Origin of the sequence: Xenorhabdus anantnagensis (genome assembly GCF_028598555.1) — a bacterium.
GTDB lineage: Bacteria > Pseudomonadota > Gammaproteobacteria > Enterobacterales > Enterobacteriaceae > Xenorhabdus > Xenorhabdus anantnagensis.
The window spans coordinates 132,575-158,595 of sequence record NZ_JAQRFN010000007.1 but is presented as its reverse complement, the minus strand read 5'-3'; the positions used below and the strand labels follow the sequence as shown (position 1 = coordinate 158,595).

The window sequence follows — 26,021 nt, the reverse complement described above, 5'->3', positions numbered from 1 at the left end:
GCTATTCCATTCATTGTTAAACCATATCTTTCAGACGATAAATCCATTCCAGTGCCTGACGTGGTGTCAGGGTATCTGGGTTAAGGTTTTCCAATGCTTCAACGGCCGGAGAGGTTTCTTCTGACAGCAGGGTTAATTGTGGTGTATCGACATGGCTTGCTGTCGCGTTATTGGAGAGCGATTCTAACTCTTTCAACTTTTGACGGGCGCGTTTAATCACATCGCGCGGAACACCAGCCAGCGAGGCAACAGCGAGTCCATAACTCTTGCTTGCTGCTCCTTCCTGCACATTGTGCATGAAAGCAATGGTATCGCCATGCTCGACAGCATCAAGATGAATATTGACGACACCTTCCAGTTTTTCAGGCAGGGTTGTCAGTTCGAAATAGTGAGTCGCAAACAGTGTCATCGCCTTGATGCGGTTAGCTAAATTTTCAGCACAAGCCCAAGCAAGGGATAAACCATCATAAGTTGATGTACCACGCCCGATCTCATCCATCAAAACCAAACTGTATTCCGTCGCGTTATGCAAAATATTAGCAGTTTCGGTCATTTCCACCATAAAGGTAGAACGTCCTGATGCCAGATCATCAGATGCCCCGACACGAGTGAAGATGCGATCTACAGGGCCAATAACCGCTTTTTCGGCAGGAACGAAGCTTCCAATATAAGCCAGCAACGTAATCAAAGCTGTCTGACGCATATAGGTACTTTTCCCGCCCATATTCGGCCCTGTAATAATCAGCAAACGGCGTTGTGATGAGAGTGCCAATGGGTTAGCAATAAACGGCTCGCTCAATACTTGTTCGACAACCGGATGTCTACCGTTAGTGATCTGGATACCGACTTTATCCGTCAGTATCGGGCAGGTGTAATTCAGGGTTTCAGCACGTTCAGCAAGGTTTGCCAGTACATCCAGCTCTGACAGCGCCTCGGCACAGGTCTGTAAATCGGCAAGATGAGGCAGCAACAAATCGAACAACTCTTCGTACAAGGCCTTTTCGATGGCAAGTGCTTTGCCTTTGGAAGTCAGTACCTTGTCTTCATATTCTTTTAATTCAGGAATGATATAGCGTTCTGCATTTTTCAGCGTTTGACGGCGAACATAATGGATCGGCACTAAATGGCTTTGTCCCCGACTGACCTGAATATAGTAACCATGCACTCCATTGAAACCCACTTTCAGGGTATCAATGCCGTGTTTTTCACGTTCGCGGATCTCCAGTTTATCCAGATAATCACTGGCTCCATCGGCCAATGCTCGCCACTCATCCAGTTCGGCATTATAACCTGTGGCGATTACACCACCGTCACGCACTAAAACAGGAGGCGTTTCGACAACTGCATTCTCCAGCAGTGCCTGCAATTCATCAAAATGTCCCACCCGCTGCTGTAGCGCCTGAATATAAGGGGAATCAGAAGATGTCATGATCTGGTGAATGTCGGGCAATTGTTGGAACGCGTGGCGCATTCTGGCTAAATCACGGGGACGGGCAGAACGGAGAGCAAGACGGCCAAGCACACGTTCTAAGTCACCAACCTGACGCAAAAATGGCTGCAATTCATAACCGATTTCCTGTAATGCGGAAATGGCTTGCTGACGATTTTCCAGCACATATTTATTGCGAATTGGCGTATGCAGCCAGCGTTTTAGCATGCGGCTGCCCATTGGTGTCACACACTGGTCGAGTACCGAAGCCAGTGTATTCTCAGTGCCACCGGATAAATTTTGCGTCAATTCCAGATTACGGCGGGTGGCGGCATCCATAATGACCGTTTCCTGCTGACGCTCTATCGTAAGACTACGAATATGAGGCAGGGCAGTGCGCTGAGTATCTTTAACATATTGCAGCAAACAGCCTGCTGCCCGTAGGGCAAGCGTCGCCTTTTCCACACCGAAGCCAATCAGGTCACGGGTGCCAAATTGCAAATTAAGTTGCTGTCTTGCCGTATCCAGCTCAAATTCCCACATTGGGCGTCGACGCAGGCCGTGACAACGTTCTATCAATGCCATATGACCAAAGGCTTCAGGATAGAGCAATTCCGCAGGACGGGTACGTTGCAATTCTGCGGCAATAGTATCTTCATCGGTCATTTCGGAGACGCGGAAACGGCCAGAAGTGATATCCAGCGTCGCGTAACCAAAACCTTGGCTATCATGCCAGATAGCAGCCAGCAGATTATCCTGACGCTCCTGTAGCAAAGCTTCATCAGTGACTGTGCCGGGCGTGACAATACGCACAACTTTGCGTTCAACAGGGCCTTTACTGGTTGCAGGATCGCCAACTTGTTCGCAGATCGCCGCAGATTCGCCGAGATGAACCAGTTTTGCCAGATAGTTTTCGATTGCGTGATAAGGAACCCCCGCCATGGGAATGGGCTGACCAGCCGATTGTCCGCGTTTGGTCAGGGAGATATCCAGTAACTTCGCCGCCTTTTTGGCATCGTCAAAGAACAACTCGTAAAAATCTCCCATCCGATAGAGTAGCAGGATATCCGGGTGCTGTGATTTCAGGCGCAGATACTGCTGCATCATGGGAGTATGGCTATCTAAATCCTTTGCTGGAGATTCTTTCATATTGACTTGATTCAATTCTATTATTCCTGTTGACTTAGTTGTGCCATCGACGCTCAGTCAACTCATCTAAATGACAAAACCTAAATATAATCAGCTAAGGATGGAATGCTAATGAACCTCATCCTGGGCGAAAACGCTATCTTATCACTGATAATCTGTGTGATTCATCTGTGGATTCGATTAGGAAGATTTTGTCGTTAGGTTAGCAGGAATACTCGCAGGAATGTATCAGATTTTTTCACTATTCAGCAGGATTGCGAAGCGGCTCGATTTAATCCTTATCATCGTGACATTATGCTTTTTTAACTCAACTGGCTGAAATTTGTTGTTTGTTAATCGTCCCCAACCTAAAAGAGCTTATATATTGACATTAGGCGGGCGTGCTTTAATTTGCTAATCGCCCTGAGCGGATGTCAAAGCCGCATATACTCTGGAGATTCCATCAATGAATATCACGTTAGAAGGAAGCATATTGAATTTTTCAGGGGAAAAAATTTTATCGGGGGAAACATCAGATTTGCCATTAATCCATTTAAACATTTCCAGATAATCTTCATGGCTTGGATCGTTGATAATATTGATTAGATCAATATAGCCATATGTACCACCGGAATCTTCTGGCGGACAGGCTTGTTGACCATCAAGGCAGGAAATTTTTAATTGATGAGTCGTAAGAAAAGTAGGACGGTTTTTGTCCACTGAAATTATAGTATGAAGGGATTTATATTGGAATATGAACTTTTTTAGACAAATTTGAGATAAACATTGGCTTGAGTTGTTAACGAATGTAAGTGCATTATTAAAAAGGAACCTACATAACTAAAATTAAGAGAAAAAACAATATGACGAGAAACAACGGAATACTGATAAAAGGTATGGACGAAATAAAAAAGATGGAAATAGCGGGGCGCTTGACTGGTCAGGTGCTTGAAGCTGTTCGTTCGATTATCGTGCCAGGTATTACGACCCTTGAAATTGATTCATTTTGCCATGATTACATTATCAATACCCTTGATGCGATACCGGGCAGCTTAGGGCAATATGGTTTTCCTTATACGGTCAATACGTCAGTAAATCACGTTGTTTGTCATGGTTGGCCTTCGGAAAAGAGGTTGAAAAATGGAGATATCGTTAATGTGGATGTCACCGTCAAAAAAGAGGGATATTACGGCGATAGCAGCATTACATTTTGTGTCGGTGATGTGCCATCTCACGCCAAGCGTTTGGTCAATGTGACTCAAGAGTGTCTATATAAGGCGATTAAGATCGTTAAGCCGGGAATCACTCTGGGGGATATCGGTCATACGATACAGCAGCATGCCGAAGCAAATAATTACACAGTAGTGCGTGAATATTGTGGTCATGGCATTGGTCGCAGCATGCATGAGGAGCCACAAGTTCTGCATTACGGTAAGGCGGGAGAAGGTATCATCTTGGAAGAGGGGATGACTTTCACTATTGAACCTATGATTAACCAAGGCAAAAAGGATGTTAAGCTGCATAAAGATGGCTGGACAGTAACGACTAAAGATCGCCGGTTATCGGCTCAGTTTGAGCATACTATCCTGGTAACTTGTGATGGTTTTGAAGTATTGACTCTGCGGGATGAAGAACGTGAGGCTTTTGAACATTACTTGTCAACCAGCCAATAGCTCACTATTTATTGCGTAATAAAATTGTGTAATAACTAAACCTGATTCTGTGTTATACGGTATTGGGTTTTATTTTGCCATTAAATAAATCTTTTTCTTTATAATGCAAAATCGTCAAAATCGGGCAATAGTTTGCAAAATGCTCTTTAAAAGAAAAAACTTTCTTTGTGAAATCAATCGGATTATTGATTAGTGAAATCAGGTAAACTTACCCTCATCCTCAAGTTTGGCTACAATGATTGTATGTTGGATTTTTGAACAAAATCTATGGGTAGGGTTTTGTTCAAACACAATGAATTTACTTAAAATGAATTTACTAAATAGAAATTTAGCTACGGCTATTTGAAATGACAGGGTGATTATGTCTTGGTTTTATAAAAACAAGAATTCCTCTTGTTTTATTGTTCTTTTTTCTCTTATTTTTCTTATACATAAATGTTTGGGGTATCAATTAAAACTGATATATGTCTTCAGTGCCTTTGCACTCTTTTTATTTTTGGTCGCAACAAGTAAACGAGTATATATCTTTTTGATCGCTTTTTTCTCTCTGGTGGGGATACTCTACACCCCAATTGGCCTCAATTACGGTTATCCAGATGTCAATGCGGTGGGATCATTAATCTATACAAATAGGAATGAAACAGCGGAGTATATTAGCGGGCTTTCGATTTCAACTTATTTAACGGTCATAGCCATTTTTGTTCTGATGATATTTGCGTTTAAGCTAAATATCACCTTATCAGGTAAAAGTAAAAAGGGATTATTGGCCCTGTTTTTCATCTCGGCTTTCTGGTCGCCAGCCAAAGGGTATATAAAATCGGGTTTTGTGAAGATAGTTCGGAACTTTTGAATATCAGTTTACCGGAGATTCGCTTCTTCACTGATACCTATCGAAGCTACCAGAAAGTCATGTCAGAAAATAACCGGTTTGCCAAGATTATCCAATATAGGGATGACTGGCAGCCAGTGGTGAAAGAAGAAAAATATGACACATATATAATGGTTATTGGTGAAAGTGTCCGAAAAGATTTTATGAATTCCTATGGGTTCCCGGATAAAAATACCCCTTGGTTGGACAAAGTGAATGCGACAGTGTTAACCAACTACATTTCTGCGGCACCGTCAACACAACTATCGCTGACTAACTCTCTGGCGGTTCGTGAAGCAAATGAAATTCAATTGAACAACAGTATTGTTTCGCTGGCGAAAAAAGCGGGATTTGAAACTTACTGGTTGTCTAATCAGGGAATGAAAGGAGGCTTTGATTCTCCTGTAGCGCTGATTGGGCAGCAGGCCAATCATTATACTTTTCTAAAAGAAGGTAATTCAGATGATCGCAGTTATATGCCGGATGAAAATTTATTGCCTTATATTCGTAAGGCATTAGTGAAGAATGAACAGAAGAAAAAGCTGATTGTTATTCACTTAATGGGTTCGCATCCACAACCTTGTGCCAGAACTGATGAGAAGTACAGCACCTATTTTCATTCCAAGAATATTTCATGTTATCTCCAGAGCATCCACAATACGGATCGCCTGCTGGCTGATATTGAAAATATTGCCAACAAAAATCAATTGCACTGGACAATGCTCTACTTTGCGGATCATGGTTTGTCATTTGTGAATAAGAACAGCGATAGTGAAAACCTGACCCATGACGATGCTAATAAGCAGAACTATCAAGTTCCTTTTATTATCACTGGTTACGACTATTCTGACAAAAACCGTTCTGACAAAAACCATTCCAACAAAAATATAATAGATGCTCACCGCAGCGGTCTGAATCTATTGCCTATGTTATCCACATGGTTGGGTATTGAGGAATCTCGTTTGGTATCCAAATGTGATTGGTTTTCCAATCAAAAGTGCCAGAACCAGCATACAGTGATTTCATTTAGTAACGAATATAAAGATTTTAATCAATTGCAGGATGATGCCATTAACTTCGATTGATAAATATACCTTTGTCTTTCAAATGGTAGCTTTTTTGATTGCACTGCAATTTTGAAATCTATTGGGTAAGTGACTGATATCACAAAATTTGCTGCATGTTTTATGTGTGTGAACCATTGATTGATGGATTTTGACCGCTTAATGCAGTATTCAACCGCTGGCCTAGATCTTCCCAGTCTTACCAGAAAGAGTTTTATATCATGGTGCAGTGTGACGAGGAGTACATACCTTTATATGGGTATTATTTTTTTATATGGGTATTACCTTTATATGAGTATCACTTCTTTCCGGCTATAGATAGCCGGTTTATGGAGTAGAAAGTAAAAATTTAATAATGATTTGCTGTTCGTCTTACTATGGAAAGGAAGTTTTATGAACAATAATAAATTCTTAAAGCATATCCCCTGGATGATATTGGGGATAATTGGCGCATCCTGCCTTGGGGTTGTTGCGCTGCGTCGGGGAGAACACATTAGTGCTTTGTGGATCATCGTCGCTTCCGTTGCGGTTTACTTGGTTGCTTATCGGTATTACAGCCTTTATATCGCCACTAAGGTGATGAAGTTGGATGCTACGCGAGCAACGCCTGCGGTCGTCAATAATGACGGTTTGAACTATGTTCCCACCAACAAAAATGTCCTGTTTGGCCACCACTTTGCCGCCATTGCAGGGGCTGGCCCATTGGTAGGGCCGGTATTGGCGGCACAGGTTGGTTATCTGCCGGGAACATTGTGGTTATTGGCAGGGGTTGTACTTGCCGGGGCAGTGCAGGACTTTATAGTGCTGTTTATCTCCTCACGCCGCAATGGGGCATCACTGGGTGAGATAGTCAAAGAAGAAATGGGGCGTGTGCCGGGAACAATTGCCCTGTTTGGTTGCTTCTTAATCATGATCATTATTCTGGCGGTATTGGCGTTAATCGTCGTGAAAGCACTGGCAGAAAGCCCGTGGGGCGTATTCACTGTTTGCTCAACAGTGCCGATTGCGCTTTTCATGGGGATCTACATGCGATATATCCGTCCGGGTCGTGTGGGTGAAGTTTCCGTGATTGGGATTCTCATGCTGATTGCTGCCATTTGGTTTGGTGGTGTTGTCGCAGCAGACCCTTACTGGGGACCAGCGCTGACTTTCAAAGATACCACCATCACTTATGCGCTGATCGGTTACGCCTTTATCTCTGCATTATTGCCAGTTTGGCTTATTTTGGCTCCACGTGACTATCTGGCAACTTTCCTGAAGATTGGGGTAATTGTTGGTCTTGCGATTGGGATTGTCATTCTGAACCCTGAGCTGAAAATGCCAGCCGTCACACAGTATATTGATGGCACAGGGCCGGTTTGGAAAGGAACGTTGTTCCCATTCTTGTTCATTACTATTGCTTGTGGTGCGGTGTCTGGTTTCCATGCCCTGATCTCTTCGGGAACGACACCTAAATTGTTGGCAAATGAAAAAGATGCACGTTTCATTGGTTATGGTGCGATGTTGATGGAATCATTTGTGGCGATCATGGCACTGGTGGCCGCATCCATCATTGAGCCGGGCCTGTATTTTGCCATGAATACCCCTCCGGCAGCGTTGGGTATTACCATGCCTGACCTGCATAACTTGGGTACTGCCGAAGCACCGATGATTATGGATTCTTTGAAAGAAGTAACAACTCATGCGGCAGCAACTGTAAGCTCTTGGGGCTTTGTGATTTCGCCAGATCAAATTCTGCAAACAGCAAAAGACATTGGTGAACCATCTGTCCTGAACCGGGCTGGGGGAGCGCCAACCTTGGCGGTAGGAATTGCCTACGTATTCCATCAGATTATACCTGCGGCAGATATGGGTTTCTGGTATCACTTCGGTATTCTGTTTGAAGCCCTGTTCATCCTGACGGCGCTGGACGCAGGTACACGCTCCGGTCGTTTCATGTTGCAGGATCTCTTGGGTAACTTTGTTCCATTCCTGAAAAAAACAGATTCCCTGATAGCGGGCATCATTGGTACAGCAGGTTGTGTAGGACTATGGGGTTATTTGCTGTATCAGGGTGTGGTTGATCCATTGGGCGGTGTTAAGAGCCTGTGGCCGCTGTTTGGTATCTCCAACCAGATGTTGGCCGCTGTCGCGTTGGTATTGGGCACGGTTGTGCTGATCAAGATGAAACGCACTCAATATATTTGGGTAACGGTTATTCCTGCAGTTTGGTTATTGATTTGTACTACATGGGCGCTGGGGCTGAAATTATTCAGCGATAACCCACGGCTTGAAGGCTTCTTCTTCCTTGCGAAAGAGTATAAGCAGCGGATTGCAGAAGGTGGAGCGGAATTGACTGCTGAGCAAATCAGTAACATGAATCACATTGTTGTGAACAACTACACCAATGCAGGTTTAAGTCTTTTGTTCCTGGTGGTGGTGTATAGCATCATTATCTATGGTATCAAAACGGCGATAAAAGCCAGCAGAAATCCGGAGCGTACCGATAATGAAACGCCTTATGTTCCAGTTCCGGAAGGTGGAGTAAAAGTCTCTTCTACGCACTGATATGATCCTTAAACTGATATCAGCTAAATCATTCTGTATCAGTAACTGCTATACCCCACATAATCAACTTTGTATTATGTGGGGTATTTTTTGGAGGGCAATTTATGTTTGGTAATCTTGGTCGGGCAGGCAAATATCTGGGGCAGGCTGCCCGTATGTTGGTGGGAGTTCCTGACTATGACACCTATGTACAGCACATGAAGGAAAACCACCCGGATAAACCTTATATGACCTATGAAGAGTTTTTTCGCGAACGCCAGAATGCTCGCTATGGTGGTGATGGAAAAGGCGGTATGCGCTGTTGTTAGAGAAACTGTTATTAGAAAAGCGGCTAAATCAGTAGAAATTATTCAGCAGTTAATGAGCATCGGGAAACGAAAATGCAACCAATATCAGTCACGATCCTGACCGGTTTTTTGGGATCAGGTAAAACGACGCTGCTGCGTCATATCCTCAATGCCAATCACGGTTATAAAATAGCCGTCATCGAAAATGAATTTGGTGAAGTCCCTATTGATAATGAATTGATTGGCGATCGAGCAACTCAGATTAAGACATTAAGCAACGGATGTATCTGTTGTAGCCGTTCAAATGAGTTGGAAGATGCATTATTGGATTTGCTGGATAGCATGGATAAAGGGCAGATCTACTTTGATCGACTGATTATTGAATGTACCGGTATGGCTGATCCCGGCCCGATTACACAAACTTTCTTTTCTCATGAAGTTTTGTGCCAGCGTTTTTTACTTGATGGCATTATCACGCTGGTGGATGCTGTCCATGTGGAACAACAATTAGATCGTTTTTCCATTGCACAGGCGCAGGTGGGATACGCAGATAGGATCATTTTAACGAAAACAGATGTTGCTCCGGTACACGATGCCTTAGTTGAACGTTTGCAACGAATCAATGCCAGAGCACCTATTCATAAAGTCATTCAAGGTGAAGCCGATTTAGGCTTACTGTTTGATATCGAAGGCTTTATGTTGAATGATAAACTGACGGTTTCTGCTCCTGTATTTCGATTTATGCCTAAACAACAAAACTCGATCCAGTCAATTGTCATTAACTTATCACATCCCGTTGAGCTGTCAGAAGTTTCTAACCTGATGGAAGAGCTATTGCTGAATTTCGCGGATAGCCTGCTGCGTTACAAAGGAATTCTTGCTATCAAAGAGGAGACTCGTCGATTGCTGTTTCAGGGAGTTCAGCGTCTGTATAGCGCAGATTGGGACAGAGAATGGCGTGATGATGAAGTACGCGAAAGTGTGCTGGTTTTCATTGGCATGGAGCTGCCTGAACAGAAAATCCGTGAAAAATTTGCGGAGCTGCTCGGAAAATAATGAGCATTATAGATGATGATCTGAGTAATCATTTTCTTGTTATATTTCATTGACTGTTTTTTATTCTTTACTGAGCAGTGAAATCATTTATATAAATTCGCTGCTCAAGTTTAACAAGTTTAAATAGAAACTTATTTTATATATTCACCTGTTAAGTTTAAATTTCGGTAAAGCATTCCTTGATGAATTAACAAATATAAAACAATAAAAATAAAACTTATTCACAAATTGAGAGTGTTATACGTAAAAAATAATAATTTATTTTATCTAGTGGCAATCTCCACTAATTAATTTGTGGAGATTATTGCGATAACAGGTCATGTTAGTGAAAACAGCAGAAAAAATAACACAGTTATTTAGAGGGGAACTCCCAAATTCTGGAGAAACGTTTCACATTACTGGCGGTATAAATCACGGTATGTGAAATATTACGGTGCCCGAGATAATCTTGAATCAAGCGAGTATCACGACCAAGATCGGCCAATGCATAACCACAGGCATGCCTTAACATATGTGGATGTGGAGAAACACTGACCGATGCCTGCTTCCCATAACGTTTCAATAATGCATAAACTTGTTGTCGTGAAACAGGGCCGGATTTTTGGGAGAGAAATACCCACGGAGAATCGGCTTCCCGCCATTTTTGACGAATGTTTAGCCATTTTTTCAATGCTACAATTTCCTCTGGAATTAAAGGGTGTGTGGTTGAAAGCCCGCCTTTTAACCGTCTGATATGAATGATCGCTGAATTTAGATCGAGATCAGATAGACATAAATTACATAGCTCACTTACCCTAAAGCCGTGAATAAAACACATTAATAGCATGCAGTAATCCCGTTCTGCGTGACGTCCTTGTTTTGTTTCTGCCAAAATTGCGTCTATTTCGTATCGGGTTAAAAATTTACGTTGCTTCATGAAATTATCATTCCTATGAAATCAGAGAGATTAATTGTGAATAGCAAATTATTTAAGCCAATCGAATACAATAAGCCATTAGTATTTTTTGAATGCGATTGGAAAAATATTAAATTTATTTAATTGGAATGCCGCAACTAGAAAAATTTTTCTTCTTTTATTCGTCTTGTTTTTAATAGAAATACTAATTGAAACTTATAGATACGTGTTATGTGGCTCTGATACATAGAATGAGACATTCATAAATAGAATTCCATACATAAAGTCAACCTTATCGAACTTTGCAACTAATCATTTGGCTTGGTTTAGTTCCTAGTTTTTTATTCTTCTAACATTCTTTTTTGGTGTGCTAACTTTATATTTTTACTGCATTTAGCGAAAAAAGTAAATGATTTATCTAAGCCGTTTACATAATGCATCGTAATTGACTAAAAATCATCTATTTTTATCATGTAAATGAAATTATGATTAAAATTTTAGTGTTTTACTGGTTTTTTACGCATTTTTGGAAGTGTTATTGGTGTAATGTGTTGTTAATATGATTATATTTGGTGTAATAAACCTGTTTAGAAAGGTCATTTGGCTCGTTATATTATAGTTAATAATGTTTATTATTTTGATGTTTAGTTTAAGAAATTCATCGTTTTTTGTTTAATTTATGAAATTTACTTAAACAGATATTTTTCATGATTAATAAAATATCGAACCATCATTAAAATGATTATTTTATGAAGGAAGTATGCGGAATATGATTTGATTAAGGCCAAAAAACTGCAAAAAGAAATTTATTGGCCTTATTTGCTTATTTAGGAAAAACTGACTTGGTGCGCCATAATCTCAATGATCTTCTCAAGTATCGCTCTTCTTACACATTAAATTTATTAAATATTACCTTCTTAAATGAGGCCTTTTTCGATATTGGCTTTGGGGCACTTGGATAGCGCTTATGATGGAGCTTTTATAATGGATCGTTCTTATAATGGATGGCTCTTATAATGGATAGCTCTTATAATGGATAGCTCTTTATGTCAGGAGAAGGCCAGAAAAGGGGAAACGCATAACAAGATCCCGGTAAAGATGATCAAAATGAGAGATATCCCCTTGTAATGGTGCAAACTGGGAACTTTGTAAACCAAATAGGCAGGAATGAGGCAGCCAACGATGCCAAATATTGGGCTACAGATAGAAGTAAAGCTCAACACCGGCGCATTGAGGATAATGGCGCTCCATGCCAATAAGATGGCAAAAACCATAATGCCTTTTTGAACCCACTTTTCATTGATTTTTTCGATAGGCATCAGGCGACTAAGAATATTCATGGCAATTCCTTGGCTGGCTTCGCGAAATCCGAGATAAACACCAAAAAATGCAGTCATCACAGCAAAGATATTGAGCATGATACTGACGATAATCACCCAACCACCGGGAAAAAACTGAGCGGCAATGGCCAGTGCTGAAATATTCTGTTCATAGGCTTTGATCGCTTCCTCGTGTCCCATTGCCAGTGTAAAAGAGATGGCATAGAAAAATACCGTACAAAACAGGACACCAAAGGCAATATTCATAGCTCTCAGCGCCTTATGACGGGCAACTTCACGGTTTTTCTCTCGATTGCGGTAAGAAATCACCATTGGGCTGAGTGTTTGGATAAACAGGATAGATGTAAGTGTAAAAGGCAATGTGATAATGGCTTTTTTGATCAATAGACCGAAGGGAGGCAATGCCCCAATATTGTAAAGATGCCACATACCGATCATGGAAATCCCCAATACCGCGACAACAAATAGCTTTGTTATGACCATCAGGCTGGATACTTTGAACAGCAATCGTTCCCCACGAGATGAAATCGCAACCAGCACACAAATTAGCGCCAACCCATATAGTGGATTTTTTGACATTAATTCATCGGTGACTCCAAATGTTTTCAGGTAAGAAGCACTATCATTGGTTATGGCGGTGGAATAAACAAACATCCAGATCACCAGCATAATGAAGTAGAGTATGCCTAACAGAATGCCCCAGTTCTTACCAAGATAGCCACTGATGACACTGGGATAATCTTTGCATTCTGGCGATTCTGCGAGAGTATTGATGAAGAGTCGCTGAAAAAGATACATGGCGGGATAACCAATAATGGAAGAAAGCAGGAAAACCCACAATCCCATTAACCCAACCTCAACAGGCAAGAAAACAATTCCGGCCCCGATTGCCATGCCAATACTCATAATGATCCAGCCAGTATCGGTATGGTCGAATTTTATTGCTTTTTTCCATTCTGCTTCCGTCATGTTGGCACGTTTGGCCGATGAGGATAGGTATGGCGTGTCATTGTTTTTTGTTGCTGTTTTCATAATAGCTCTCGCTTACATCTTTGGTGCTGTAATAGTATTGAACAGGTAGAGGAAGAAATGCATCACGTAAAACACCGAAAAATAACTATGCCTACTAAGTAACCACTTTTTTAGTCAGGAGTTATCGTGTGCTGACAGTAAATGATTTCAAGGAAAAAAATTCCCCTAAACATTCCATCTATTACAGTTTTTGAGAGAACAATTCCTTCATAAAGAAGAAATCGCCATTTATTGTTCTCAATGAGAAATTGCAAAGGGAGACTGGGCAAAAAAGAAAATTGGTGCTTTGTATCATTTTGATAAACAATGAAATTAATTCTCTTTGCGAAGGTGTTGTGAATATTTGTGATATTAACCATTGAAACAACCAGAAAGAAAAGTTGCGTGCTTTATCACATTTGTATCAATTCAAAACACCTTGTCAGTATTAAATCCTTTTTATTGCTAATATTATGATGTAACTCAGTATATTAATCTAGAGTTTTTTGCTAGTGAAATAGTGTGATGTATATTTTCATCCCGGCCTTCCGACTGGAAATGAAGATAAATCAATAAACCCTCTTTTACTATGGTTTTTGTGGGTAGTAGTTAGCAGAGGTTCTTAAGAGCTTAGAATAAATATTTATATACTTATTTTTATTTCCAATATTCATGATTTATATTTTGATTTAAGTGAATTTTTGCGGAATATAAATATTTTTAGATGTAACTTGATATTTATAACTATACTAAATCGATAGTTATTCCAAATTAATCATCATCCAAAATAACTTTGCGAAATAAGGCTTATTCATTAAGAAGATTCGCAATATTTTTTATTTTTAACTAGTGCCTGAGATTGAAATTAAGCTGCCTGATAATCACTCAATAAATTACCTTTTAAATTCTTAAAAATCAGTCTGTTGTCTGATTGTGACTAAGGCTTGTTTTTTAATTAAATGGACTTTTTCTGTAACAATATTTATTATCCCCTCGTTTTTATGTTAGCAGTATCCGCTGTATAAAAAACCGAACAGATTTATTTGAACATTCACTCAGGAAGATATAATAATGAAAAGCAAACTCACATTAGCCTCACTTTGTTTGGCTTCTCTCATGCTGGCTGGCTGTGCAACGGAATCATCATCAACACTTCCCGTGCAAAAAGTTACTTCTTATAAAACAACTTATGCCGGTATTCGTAGCCCGATTGCAGTGGGCAAATTCGAAAACCGTTCAAGCTACCAAAATGGCATTTTCTCTGATGGCATTGACCGTTTAGGAAACCAATCAAAAACCATCCTTGTAACTCATTTACAACAAACAGCTCGTTTTAACGTATTGGAACGCACTAATTTGGCTGAGTTAAAAGCGGAAGCGGGTTTACAGGGTAAAGCTCAGAAATTGAAAGGGGCTAATTACATTATTACGGGTTCCGTGACTGAGTTTGGTCGCAAAGAAGTGGGCGATCATCAATTATGGGGCATTTTGGGACGTGGCAAGTCACAAGTTGCTTATGCAAAAGTGATGCTGAATGTTGTGAATGTTGAAACCTCTGAAGTGGTCTTTTCTTCAGCGGGAGCAGGGGAATATAAACTTTCCAGTCGTGAAGTCATTGGATTTGGTGGTACTTCCAGCTACGACTCGACTCTGAATGGCAAGGTATTAGATCTGGCAATCCGTGAAGCAATCAATGATCTGGTAGCTGGTATTGATAATGGTGAATGGAAGCCAACTAATTAATTACTTTTTACTTTTTACTTTTTACTTTTTTAAATATTAATTGGTGAGATATTTTAGGGAAAATGTTTGTATGTTTTTGATGAAAAAGACGGGGATGCTGCTGGCAGCTCTATTATTGGTTGGATGTGTAAAAGCCCCTAAGACCATATACGAGTGGGGTGATTATCAATCAACCCTGTACCAATATTACCAGCAGGATAAAACGGGGCCACAGGAACAGCTTCAAGCATTGCAAAAAGTTATCGAGCAAGCCAAGGCCAAAGATAAACCTGTTCCACCCGGTCTGCACGCGCAAATGGGATTGCTTTACAGCAAAATTGGCAATATTGAGAATGCCTTCCAGCAGTTTGAGATAGAAAAAAGCCTATTTCCTGAATCTGCGCCTTACATGGATTTTCTGTTAAGCAAGAATAAGGGAGTGAAATAATGAACCGTTTTCTGGCAGCGATTGGTGCTTTATTTTTGCTGGTACTGACAGGATGTGCCGAACATAAACCGTATGATTATTCAGCCCTGAGAGAAAGCAAACCTAAATCCATTTTGGTTTTGCCCGCCGTAAATAAATCAGTGGAAGTGCAGGCTTCTGGCAGTTTGTTGTCTCAAGTGACTTATCCGTTGGCAGAATCTGGCTATTATGTTTATCCCGTTGCGGCGGTTGAAGAAACATTCCGCCAAAATGGCGTAACAGAAGCACAGGATATTCACAATATCAGTTACAAAAAATTGCATGATATATTTGGTGCAGATTCCGCTCTTTACCTGAATATCACGCAATACGGTACACAATACCAAATCATTAACAGTGATACCCGCGTCAGTGCGACAGCCCGTCTGGTGGATTTGCGCACGGGTAAACAACTGTGGAGTGGTTTCGCAACGGCATCTTCCACAGAAAATGACAATTACTCCAGTGGCGGTTTGATCGGCATGCTGGTATCAGCAGCCATCTCCCAGATTGCAAATACCGTTATGGACAGAGGCCATGATATTGCAGGCATTACCAGTAATCGCTTGTTAAATGCAGGTGGATATGGTCGCTTGCTGTATGGCCCTCGTTCAGAGTTCTATGGTAAAGAAAAGTTATAAGAAAAAAACGGTAGGATTTAATTGAAATAAAAATGCCGTAGAGAAATCCGCGGCATTTTTTTATATTTATTTTTTACTGCTATTATTTTTTACTGCTATTTCTGAATTAGATATCCAATCGCTTGGCTTGCCACTTTTTAGACTTCCAACGCCACGCGTTTACTAATCCACGTATCCACTCATCGCAGAAGAATCCTATCCAGATCCCCAGGATTCCCATACCCATAGTGATTCCCAGGAAATAACCGAGAGGAATGGAAATACCCCACATGCAAATCAGTGCGGTATAGAGTGGGAAACGGGCATCACCGGAAGCACGCAGGGCATTGACCATTACAATGTTGAAGGTACGACCCGGCTCCAAAAAGACGGAAAGTAGGAACAATGGCAGAAGAAGTTCAATAATCATCTTATCTTCCGTCATGACATTAAGAAGTGGTTCCCTGAAAATCCAGAACGGTAATACGACGCCTACTGTGACAATGACACCAATTCGCAGGCTTTTTAGCCCCCGGATATAGGCATCTTCAAAGCGTTTTGCCCCAACAAGATGACCAACCATAATCTCATTGCCAATACTGGTAGAGATACCAAACAGCATAATGAACAGAGATAACTGGAAATACAGCGTTTGGGCGGCCAAAGATGTTTCGCCCATCAGGCCGATAAACGCCTGCGCAGTCATATATTGCAGGATCCACACCAAGTTTTCACCGGCGGCGGGCAAGCCAATATGCAGAATTTTGCTCAACATGCTCTTAGACCAGTGCACGAGCAATTTAAATTCGAACTTAATATTCAAACTACAGAACAACAACCCACAAAGCAGAATAACCGCAACAACTCGACCAAATACTGTAGACCATGCTACGCCTTCCAGCCCATATTGAGGTAGCCCAAAGAACCCATACAGCACGATCATATTGCCGACAATGGTGAGCAAGTTAGCAATCAGCGTGACATACATGGCTGCTTTCGATTTTCCGTAAACCCGCAAGCAGGCCGCCAGAATAATCGAAATCGCTTCGGGTATCAGGCAGATACCAAGAACATGCAGATAAGCGAACCCATCATCCATCAGATTTTCGGGCAGGTTCATGATATACAGGATTTTATAACCGAAGAACACTGTGATCAGCGCACAACAGAGACCCAGCACAGAATTAAAAGCAATAGAAATATGGATCGCCTCACTGGCTTTATTGCGTTTTCCTGAACCTAAATATTGTGCGATGACAACACTGCAACCTACACTAATGAAATTAAAAATTGTAATAAAGAGATCAAAAACATGATTACCTACCCCCATCGCGGCGAGGTAAGAAGAAGAAATATGGCTGATCATGTACGTATTGATTAATAACGTCGCCATATGCAGAAAGATATCAATGAAAATCGGCCAGCTTAATGAAAAAAGTGAACGATCAACAACATCAGACTGATGCATTAGTAAAACCTATTTATTAGAAGTGAAATGAATGGTCTTTTTGCGGTGTGACATACCCAGAAAGCATAGATGATTTTACAGGGTTTATTGATGAGTTGATAGGCAGAATAGGTGATTTATCTCGTTGGTTTGCTGAAAGATTTAATTGGATAAAAAACTCGGATGGTAATGGACGCGGGAGTCTGGTGTTGTGGAGTTATCTCCGGAAAGACTCTAACAAATAAGGTAAATTGGTTTCTATATGGATGCTTATCTGTTATGCCCTGACACAAAAAATCAGGGCATAATTTTATGCCGATCTAACTTTAACCTTGCGTCTCTTCGTCCAGAATAAACACCCCAATCGGGTGAATTTCCAGATAATAATCCTCATCTATTTTTGGTTGCAGTTGGGTGGCATTGATTTGCAGCAATAGCGTTTGTCCATGCCAGTCAACCGTTACTTCATATTGTGCTCCCATATACGCAACATAATTTACTTTGCAGCGTTGGCTTTCACTGCCTTGCTGGTTCAGAGTAATGGCCTCAGGACGAACGCCAACGGTAATTGATGCCTGCGTTGTAGCGAAATTATCTGGGCGGGGCAGGCGGTATTGGAAGATTTCCAGATAATTTTTCCCTAGAGTAGCCGGAAAAATATTGGCATCTCCCATAAAATTTGCCATAAATTTCGAAGCAGGCTGACGATACAAGGTTTTTGGTGCGCCCATCTGCATGATCTTGCCTTTATTCATAACTAAAACCGTATCAGAAACTGCAAAGGCTTCACTTTGATCATGTGTGACATAGAGTGAGGTGATATTAAACTGTTGTTGTAACTCGCGAATTTTTTCACGCATATTGCGGCGCAAGTTGGCATCAAGGTTACTCAATGGTTCATCGAATAGTAGCACTTTGGGTTTGAGGATAAGCGCACGCGCCAAAGCAACACGCTGTTGTTGACCACCGGATATTTGGTCAACATAGCGATTTTCAAAACCATCCAAATCGACCAATTCTAATGCTTCCCTGATGCGTTGACGGATCTCTGCTTTTGGTCTCCCCAGCATTTTCAGCCCATAGCCGATGTTTTCCCCTAATGACATATGAGGAAAAAGGGCATAAGATTGAAATACCATGCAAATATCCCTCTGTTGAATAGAACGGTTGGTAACATTGTCACTATCAATGAAAATGTTGCCTTCTGTTGGTTTTTCCAGCCCTGCCACCAGCCTTAGCACTGTCGTTTTACCGCATCCAGATGGTCCGAGCAAAGTAACCATATGCCCTTGTGGAATGGCTAAATTCAACGAGTCGATCACGGTATTATTACCGAATCTTTTGGTCACATTTTTTAATTCGACAAAATGTTGCTGTGTCATATAGTCACTCCGTGATTACTGGGTATTTTTGGCTTTTGAGCGGGAAACACGTGCTTCGCCAACTAAATAGTCAAATAAGAAAATAACCGCTAGCATGACCACAATCAGAATGGAGCCATACGCGATAGCTAAACCATACTCGCCATCTTCAACGCGATTCAGGATATAGGCTGTTGCCACACGAGTGTCAGGTGTTACTAAAAAGACGATGGCGCTGACGGTGGTTATGGCGCGGACAAAGCTGTAAACCAATGCGGATAAGATAGCGGGACGTAAGAGCGGTAACAGAATATGCAAAATTGTTCTCATCGAACCGGCCCGCAGGCTGAGCGAGGCTTCATCCAACGATTTATCAATTTGCCCAAGTCCGGCAATACCGGCTCGAATGCCGACAGGTACATTTCGCATCGTCATGGAGATGATGATAATGAATGCTGTACCTGTGATATAGAATGGCGCGTTATTGAAAGCCAGAAGATAAGATATCCCTGCTACTGTACCGGGAACGGCAAAGCAGAGCATGGTAGTGAACTCAATAACTTTTTTACCGCGGAATTGCTGACGTACCACGATATAGGCAATCAATAGACCAAAAATGGCGGTAATGGGAGCAGCGATGCCAGCATACAGCAGTGTATCCAACAGCGAAGGCCATGCACCATCACTCATTCCCTGACCAAACAGTTTGATGAAATTATCCAGTGTCAGGGTGTAGTCCACCCCCCAATTGACGGTGAAACTGCCATAGAAAATGCTGCCATACAGCAGGACATTGAATATCACCCAAATAAACAATAGAGTGAAAATACCCCAGACTAGTGAAACTGGCAAAGGCTGTACATCACCACGGTAAGATTTACCGGAAACCGTGACATAAGAACGTTTGCCAATCCAGAGATATTGAACACAGAAAACTAACAGTGAGAAGACCAGCAATGATGCCCCTAGTGTACTGGCAGACTGATAATCGAGCTGTGAACCTGCGATATAGAAATAAATCTGGGTAGCCAGAACGTCAAAGTTACCTCCTAAAACCAGCGGATTACTGAAATCAGCCAGAGATTGGACAATTACAATCAAAAAGGCGTTGGCGAGAGCGGGTTTCAGTAAGGGTATAAAAACATGGAAAAAAGTTTGATAGCGATTAGCTCGCAGAGTGTAAGAAGCCTCTTCCAGGGAAGGATGAATAGTCTTTATGGCACCATCTAAGATCATAAATGCCATCGGCGTAAAGGCTAGTACTTGGGCGATCCAGATCCCTGTAAAGCCATATAACCAGTTTGTGTTGGTCAAACCAAACCATGTAGACAGAAATTCAGTGATGTAACCTGAACGCCCCATCATTAACGTTACACCTAACCCGACAACGAATGGTGGCGTTACAATTGGCAGAATTGAAAATACTCGACCAATGATAGCTGATCGTTTGGCGATTCTGGTGGTGTAAATTGCCAGAATTAAACCAAAGAACGTACAGCCAAGACCGACTGCAACGGAAAGTAACACTGAATTGGTAATGATTTTCAGTATATGAGATTGTCCGAGTATTGATATAAATGCGAATGGTGCGAAATGATCGGATTCATCCCTAAACATAGGTATAAAAATAGCGATGCTGGGGAAAAGAATAAATACACCAATCAATGCAATGATCGCAACCAGAGAACTAATGACGAAACTGTCGCCACCCAACCATTCCAGACGGGTAAGAGCGAGGGTAACGACTGCACCCAATGAGATGAATAGGATAACTATGGAATAACCGAGTCCACGTTCGGTCAGTGCTGCGCTGGCAATAATAAACAGTACACATAGCAAGGCATATCCCGCATCGAAATAATAGCGCTGACGGGCGTTATGCTTGTTACGACCGTTGGAAGATCGTGAGCGTAATAGTAATACTGATGGTAGCAAGAACCACAATATGCTGATATTGACGCAGCTCCAGCCGTAAGCAGCCAGAATTTCTTCCAGTGTTGAATCAAAAAGGCCGTAATCCAGACTCCATGATGGCAGCAAGGCAAATGACAACCATGCCAGAACAATCCACCAGAAAACAGAATCCCGACCCTGCTTTTTCTGCAAGGTAAGGGTATGAGACATAATTCCCCCAATAAAATTATATGATGAGAGTATGTAAATCGTATTATCAGCTAGCGAGCACATATTCATGGCTCGCTGCTTGAGTGAACTTTATTGATAATTAGAGAATTTATTGCTCCATTTTGACTTCAGTGAGCCATTTGTTAATCAATTCCTTACGTACCTTATTGGAGCCATATTTTTCCATGTCATAATTGATGAGATTTAATTCTGCGGGGTTCAGGGTTATAGGGGATACTTCTGCTGTGGTGTTAGTCAAGATTTGGTAAGATTGGCCTTTCTTCCAACTTAGCTCTTGCGCCTCTCTGGACAGCACCCAATCGACAAATAATTTAGCGTTATCCACATTGCGGGCATTTTTGATGATGCTGACACCACCAATTTCATATCCAGTGCCTTCGCAGGGAGCAATTAGCTTCATTGGTGCGCCATTTTCAACTTCCAGTGAGTAATCATGTAAAAAGCCAATTCCGATGGCTGTTTCACCACGTGCAGTATTGCGAGCAGGGGCAATACCTGATTTGGTGTATTGAGAAATATTATTGTTTAATTTTTTCAGGTAACCGAAAGCCTCATATTCTCCCCACAGTTGGATAAACGTTGCCAGAGCTGTGTAGGATGTACCTGAGCTTTGTGGATCTGCAATTTGGATTTCACCTTTATATTCTGGCTTTGTCAGATCTTTCCAGCACGTTGGTATAGGCAGATTTTTTTCTTTCAAACGTTCTGTATTCACACCGAAACCCAGAATTCCCATATAGACAGCAGAAGTGTAATTACCTTTGCGTTTTGCCGGATCGCGGAACTGAGGCATGATTTGGTCTAAATTTGGTGATTTATAAGGTTGTAGGAGATTTAGTTCACCTGCTTGGGAGTGGGGATCGAGTGTTCCTCCATACCATACATCTGCCTGTGGGTTGCGTTTTTCTGCTTCAATTTTGGCTAATATACTTCCTGTATTATTGCGAACAAATATAGTTTTAATATTGTATTTTTCACCAAAGGCACGCGTTTCTGTTTCGCAAAGGGCATTAGTGCTACTGCAATAAACAGTGAGTCGACCTGCTGCGTTCGCATTGCTGGCTAAGGTTGCAGCGGTTAATCCTATAGCCATGAGGGTAGAGAGATAATTGAGTTTCATTAATGATGTCCTTACTTTAAAAATTTCTTTTTAGGGTGGATTAATATGAATATTAATAAACGAAACTCTTATTGTTAATTTAAAAATAGAGTCCTGCCAATTCATTCATGAAGCATCATGATGAGGTTAATTTATTTATGCAAATTAATAGGGTGATTTTGCAAACTAGATAACAGTTTTAATTATTTCTAATTAATTATTTTTATTGGTTAGTGTATTGAATAATGTTAAATAGAAAGTTGGGTTGACTCATTTTATTTGTTTTTCATAAAGGTAAATTACAATAATGTTATTTTGTTTTTCGTATATTTAACCGATTGTAATCTACTTTAATTTTTGCTTTTGAATGTTCATTTCTTGTTCATTAATTTTGTCAATGTCTTATGATGTTAAAAAACAATCATTGTTTTAACCGTTATATATTTTCTCAGTTTATATAATTATTTATCTTGGTTGAAAATTTCTCATGTTATTTACCTCATAGGTAGTATTGAATGAGAAGGGATTACAAAATTTATATCTGGCATAGAGGTTAATGATGGCATATTTCAGAAGAAATTTCTTTTTTTAATAGCATAGAATATAAACTAAATTATATTTAGTGACATATTGTAGATAAACAGATAATCATCTTCTAGATTAAAGATATTTTGTAAATTATTCAATCTAACTAGTTAAGCTTAGAACATATAAGAAAAAATCCTTATTAACATTGTTGCAATCATTTATTAACATCTGTCTGTGAGAGTCTTTGAATATGAGTAGAGTAGTTGCCTATAGTGATAAGAAACCTCGCCCGTTAGGGCGAGGAATAGCTACCAAAGTTGTTGTAAAATAGGGTATTTAAACTGTATGGAATAGATTAATGAATCTATCGAATGATTAATGAGTCTTTACTATGTTTATTACGGAGTGCCTTTTAAAGTTTTTTATTGTGTTTGTTAATATCAGTTATCAATAGAGGCATGAGTAATAGCCCCATTAATGCGGCTGCCAAAGTAAGTAAAGCAAACATACCTGACCAGTCATAGTACTTGATTATCTGACTCAGTGGCCAACCAGTAAGGGATGCACTAAGGTAAGCATATAGTCCCAAATATCCAGTGACCGTGCCTGCTGCTTTCTTATGGCAATATTCCGTTGCTGCCAGTCCAATTAACATTTGTGGACCAAAAACAAAAAAGCCGATACTGAAAATGCAAACAGATAGTAAAACATAGTGTTGTATGGGAGCTAACCACAGTGCCGTAACTGAAAAAAATAACCCAATAGAGAATAGTAAAATCATGGGAACTCGTTGGCTACGAAAAAACAGATCAGTACTCCACCCTGAGCAAAGAGCACCTAGTAAGCCACCTAATTCAAACAGTGCAAGAGTGACATTTATACTAAATAATTTTTCCCCGTATTTTTCTGATATCCAAATATATCCCCAGTCATGTATTGCGGTTCTGATGAAGTACACAAGGATATAGGAACAGCCAAGAAGCCAAATAGTACGATTGAATAAAATAGTTTCTTGTAGAATTTTTATCATTGGCATTGGTGGAGATGCCTGTTCTTGTCTCAGTTCAGTTGCATCTTGCCGCCAGGTTCCAATACTAGGTAATCCATGCTCTTGAGGTATTCCTGGTAACCTCCGGCATAGCCAGATTCCTAATATGATGCTAATAGTGCCTGATAGCAGCAGTGCAGCTCGCCAACTATAGACTGCCATCAAAAGTGCAGAGAGTAATGGTAGAAGAATGCCACTTATATTTATAGATGTATTCCAGCATCCCCACCAGAACCCCCGTTCATTACGGGAATACCAGTGAGTTAGTAGCCGTGCACAGGGAGGCCATCCCCATCCTTGAAAGAAGCCATTTAGTGTCCAGACAATCAATATGGCCGTCAACGATGAGCAAAAGGTAAAGATAATATTGAGTATTCCAGTTGCTAATAACCCTGTACCCATCAACCAGCGATAGCCTGTATTATCATGAAAAATACCAGATACAAATTTTGAACAGCCATAAGCAAGATAAAACAAGCTCGTTATCCAACCAAGATCATCTTTATTTAATGCTAGCTCTATTTGCATTTCATAGATGACAACGGTCAAACTTTTACGTGTCAGTTGAAATGCAGCATAACCAACAATCATTGAGATCAATAGGTGGCTTCTCCAATAGCGATAATTTTGAGAAATTTGTTCATTGCTATTGGCTTGCATAATAAGTCTCCATAAAAGTGAATAAATAACAATAAAATTCTCAGGCTATAGTTTTAGAACGTTAGAAATGATTTTTGATGATTTAATATACTCATCTGAATTGATGGGTAAATTAACAACTATGTGAGTTCCTTTTTGCGTATTTAAGCTCCAATTACCGCCAAGTACACGAACTCGTTCTTCAATACCCTTCAGGCCAAATCCTGTATTTTTCTTCTCGTCTGTAATACCAATTCCATTATCATTGACTTGGAGTTCGATTAAATTTTCTTTTTGTTCCAAATTGATCGTAATGCTACTGGCATTGGCATGCTTACTGATATTGTTCAGCAATTCTTGAATAAGTCGGTAAAGAGTCAAAGTGATAGTGTTATTTTTCGGTTCTTGTGGAATTTGATAATCAAACTGGCAAGTAATGTTTTGTTCTTCAAACGCGAATTCATTTATTAAATGACGAATGGCCTGTTCAAATGACATTTCATCTAAGGCTGGTGGACGTAGCTCGCGTAGTAATTGACGAGTAGATTGATGAATTTGTTGAGATAGATATTTGATCTGTTCTGCTGATTTTATTACTAGTGGTGAGTTTGCTGTACGTTTTACCAAGGTAGATTGGATTTGAATTGCGGTGATATTTTGCCCAATTTCATCATGTAATTCTCTGGCAATATCTTTGCGAATATCCTCTTCAATATGTACTAGGTTTTGCATCAAGGTATAACGTGCAATCAATTCTTTTTCCAATCGTGCACGGTAGTGATTTAGATTACTTGCCAGTTGTTGCTGACGACTGATGGCTATACCTAATCCGATTCCTAATAAAGCTTGGGTAGTTAAAAAGATTTCCAATTCTTGAAGTTCACTAAATGAGCCACTGGATTGGCGGGCAAAAGTGACTATTAAACTTCCTAACAATGCTGAAAAAACGCCTCCTTGCCAGCCATAACGATAAGCCATAAAAACGTTGGGAATAAAAACTAAAATTGATAAAAGCCCTTCAATTTTCGGTGACAAAAAGAAGTGTCCGCTGATCCCTAATAAGCTAAATAGAAAACACCACATCAAAAAAGATGATCGCAGTTGTGGATAGAGTGAGTCGTCCGTAATATGATTGTTTTTTAAGCTTTGTTCATATAGATAAATATAAATTAGATAAACAAACGGAGATAGAAGAACACCCCCAGTCATTGAGGCAAGAAAAAAAAGATTTGTTTTAGATGATAGTGAAAAGCTCAAGCAAAGAGTTTGTAAGAGGCTGTTGATAATAACTCCAACAAGCAGGATGGAAAGTTGTTGCCAATAAAGAGAATAGTGTCTCCATATTTGTTGAATCATCAAGACCGTGATCAAACTGATCATAGGGGAAAGTAGTATAATTGAGCTCGTAATGAGCTGTTCGTTATTTAACCATATCAATATGCTGGTTTCACTGATAATAAGGAGTGGTAAGTAACGTCGCCACAACAAAATCATAAGTACTAGTCTCAATCCTTGTGGCAGAAAAAGTACTGCTTGTTGTCCATCCTCGTGTAAATAAAAACTGAGAGTCCAAAGTGAAATCCAGGTAATTGAATAGAAAATAAATATAAATAAAGACTGTAAACCGAAACGTGCTTTCCAATTCATT

Annotated in this window: 18 protein-coding genes and 1 pseudogene; 9 read left to right on the top strand and 10 right to left on the bottom strand. The window is 40.5% G+C overall.

All coding sequences use genetic code 11. The features are described 5' to 3' along the window. Nucleotides 1-16: 16 nt before the first annotated feature. Together mutS and PSI14_RS07665 are read right to left on the bottom strand one after the other, a co-directional pair. A complete protein-coding gene (gene mutS / locus PSI14_RS07670; RefSeq protein ID WP_273575385.1) occupies nt 17-2,578 on the bottom strand; it encodes a DNA mismatch repair protein MutS in 2,562 nt (853 codons plus the stop codon). Between the two features lie 393 nt (nt 2,579-2,971). After that, nucleotides 2,972-3,277 carry an IS1096 element passenger TnpR family protein gene (locus PSI14_RS07665; RefSeq protein ID WP_273575359.1) on the bottom strand — a complete coding sequence of 102 codons (306 nt, stop codon included), beginning with the start codon at nt 3,275-3,277 and terminating at the stop codon, nt 2,972-2,974. A gap of 143 nt (nt 3,278-3,420) precedes the next feature. Between PSI14_RS07665 and map the strand changes: the two genes are divergently transcribed. From map to yjiA, 6 genes are all read left to right on the top strand, one after another. Next, nucleotides 3,421-4,230 (top strand): type I methionyl aminopeptidase, encoded by an 810-nt coding sequence (map, locus tag PSI14_RS07660; RefSeq protein WP_273575357.1) that lies wholly within the window; start codon nt 3,421-3,423, stop codon nt 4,228-4,230. A 361-nt stretch (nt 4,231-4,591) separates the two neighbouring features. Beyond that, nucleotides 4,592-5,080, top strand: coding sequence for a hypothetical protein (locus tag PSI14_RS07655; protein ID WP_273575356.1), 489 nt, complete (start codon nt 4,592-4,594; stop codon nt 5,078-5,080). After that, entirely contained in the window at nt 5,077-6,183 is a 1,107-nt protein-coding gene (locus tag PSI14_RS07650; RefSeq protein WP_273575355.1) for a phosphoethanolamine transferase, read from the top strand. Before PSI14_RS07655 ends, PSI14_RS07650 begins: the two co-directional genes overlap by 4 nt. 372 nt (nt 6,184-6,555) lie before the next feature. Beyond that, nucleotides 6,556-8,709: a carbon starvation CstA family protein gene (locus PSI14_RS07645; RefSeq protein WP_273575354.1), complete on the top strand. Its 2,154-nt coding sequence runs from the start codon at nt 6,556-6,558 to the stop codon at nt 8,707-8,709. Nucleotides 8,710-8,813: 104 nt separating this feature from the next. Continuing rightward, nucleotides 8,814-9,017, top strand: a complete 204-nt coding sequence (locus tag PSI14_RS07640; RefSeq protein ID WP_047962587.1) for a YbdD/YjiX family protein — start codon at nt 8,814-8,816, stop codon at nt 9,015-9,017. 72 nt (nt 9,018-9,089) lie between these two features. Then, entirely contained in the window at nt 9,090-10,052 is a 963-nt protein-coding gene (yjiA, locus tag PSI14_RS07635; RefSeq protein ID WP_273575352.1) for a GTPase, read from the top strand. 352 nt (nt 10,053-10,404) lie between these two features. Here yjiA and PSI14_RS07630 read toward each other — a convergent pair. Together PSI14_RS07630 and PSI14_RS07625 are read right to left on the bottom strand one after the other, a co-directional pair. Further along, nucleotides 10,405-10,971: pseudogene (locus PSI14_RS07630) on the bottom strand (tyrosine-type DNA invertase); the annotation flags it as partial. 1,025 nt (nt 10,972-11,996) lie between these two features. Then, nucleotides 11,997-13,319, bottom strand: a complete 1,323-nt coding sequence (locus PSI14_RS07625; RefSeq protein WP_273575350.1) for an SLC5/6 family protein — start codon at nt 13,317-13,319, stop codon at nt 11,997-11,999. A gap of 1,050 nt (nt 13,320-14,369) precedes the next feature. On the opposite strand from PSI14_RS07625, the gene PSI14_RS07620 reads away from it, so the two are divergent. From PSI14_RS07620 to PSI14_RS07610, 3 genes are all read left to right on the top strand, one after another. Further along, a complete protein-coding gene (locus PSI14_RS07620) occupies nt 14,370-15,041 on the top strand; it encodes a CsgG/HfaB family protein (protein ID WP_273575349.1) in 672 nt (223 codons plus the stop codon). Nucleotides 15,042-15,111: 70 nt separating this feature from the next. After that, complete coding sequence (locus PSI14_RS07615; RefSeq protein WP_273575348.1) at nt 15,112-15,468, top strand: DUF4810 domain-containing protein; 357 nt, start codon at nt 15,112-15,114, stop codon at nt 15,466-15,468. Further along, nucleotides 15,468-16,127, top strand: a complete 660-nt coding sequence (locus PSI14_RS07610; protein ID WP_273575347.1) for a DUF799 domain-containing protein — start codon at nt 15,468-15,470, stop codon at nt 16,125-16,127. The genes PSI14_RS07615 and PSI14_RS07610 overlap by 1 nt, the downstream gene beginning before the upstream one ends. 106 nt (nt 16,128-16,233) lie before the next feature. Here the strand turns inward: PSI14_RS07610 and PSI14_RS07605 are convergent, their stop codons facing one another. The 6 genes from PSI14_RS07605 to PSI14_RS07580 form a co-directional block, all read right to left on the bottom strand. Beyond that, the gene (locus tag PSI14_RS07605) at nt 16,234-17,574 is read right to left on the bottom strand and encodes an MATE family efflux transporter (protein ID WP_273575346.1); all 1,341 of its coding nucleotides are present in this window, start codon (nt 17,572-17,574) and stop codon (nt 16,234-16,236) included. 305 nt (nt 17,575-17,879) lie between these two features. Further along, entirely contained in the window at nt 17,880-18,935 is a 1,056-nt protein-coding gene (gene fbpC / locus PSI14_RS07600) for a ferric ABC transporter ATP-binding protein (RefSeq protein WP_273575345.1), read from the bottom strand. Nucleotides 18,936-18,950: 15 nt separating this feature from the next. Continuing rightward, complete coding sequence (locus PSI14_RS07595) at nt 18,951-21,038, bottom strand: ABC transporter permease (RefSeq protein WP_273575344.1); 2,088 nt, start codon at nt 21,036-21,038, stop codon at nt 18,951-18,953. Nucleotides 21,039-21,147: 109 nt separating this feature from the next. After that, nucleotides 21,148-22,179, bottom strand: coding sequence for an ABC transporter substrate-binding protein (locus PSI14_RS07590; RefSeq protein WP_273575343.1), 1,032 nt, complete (start codon nt 22,177-22,179; stop codon nt 21,148-21,150). 919 nt (nt 22,180-23,098) lie between these two features. Beyond that, nucleotides 23,099-24,394 (bottom strand): MFS transporter, encoded by a 1,296-nt coding sequence (locus PSI14_RS07585; protein ID WP_273575341.1) that lies wholly within the window; start codon nt 24,392-24,394, stop codon nt 23,099-23,101. A 45-nt stretch (nt 24,395-24,439) separates the two neighbouring features. Next, nucleotides 24,440-26,020 carry an MASE1 domain-containing sensor histidine kinase gene (locus PSI14_RS07580; protein ID WP_273575340.1) on the bottom strand — a complete coding sequence of 527 codons (1,581 nt, stop codon included), beginning with the start codon at nt 26,018-26,020 and terminating at the stop codon, nt 24,440-24,442. Between the last annotated feature and the right edge of the window lies 1 nt (nt 26,021).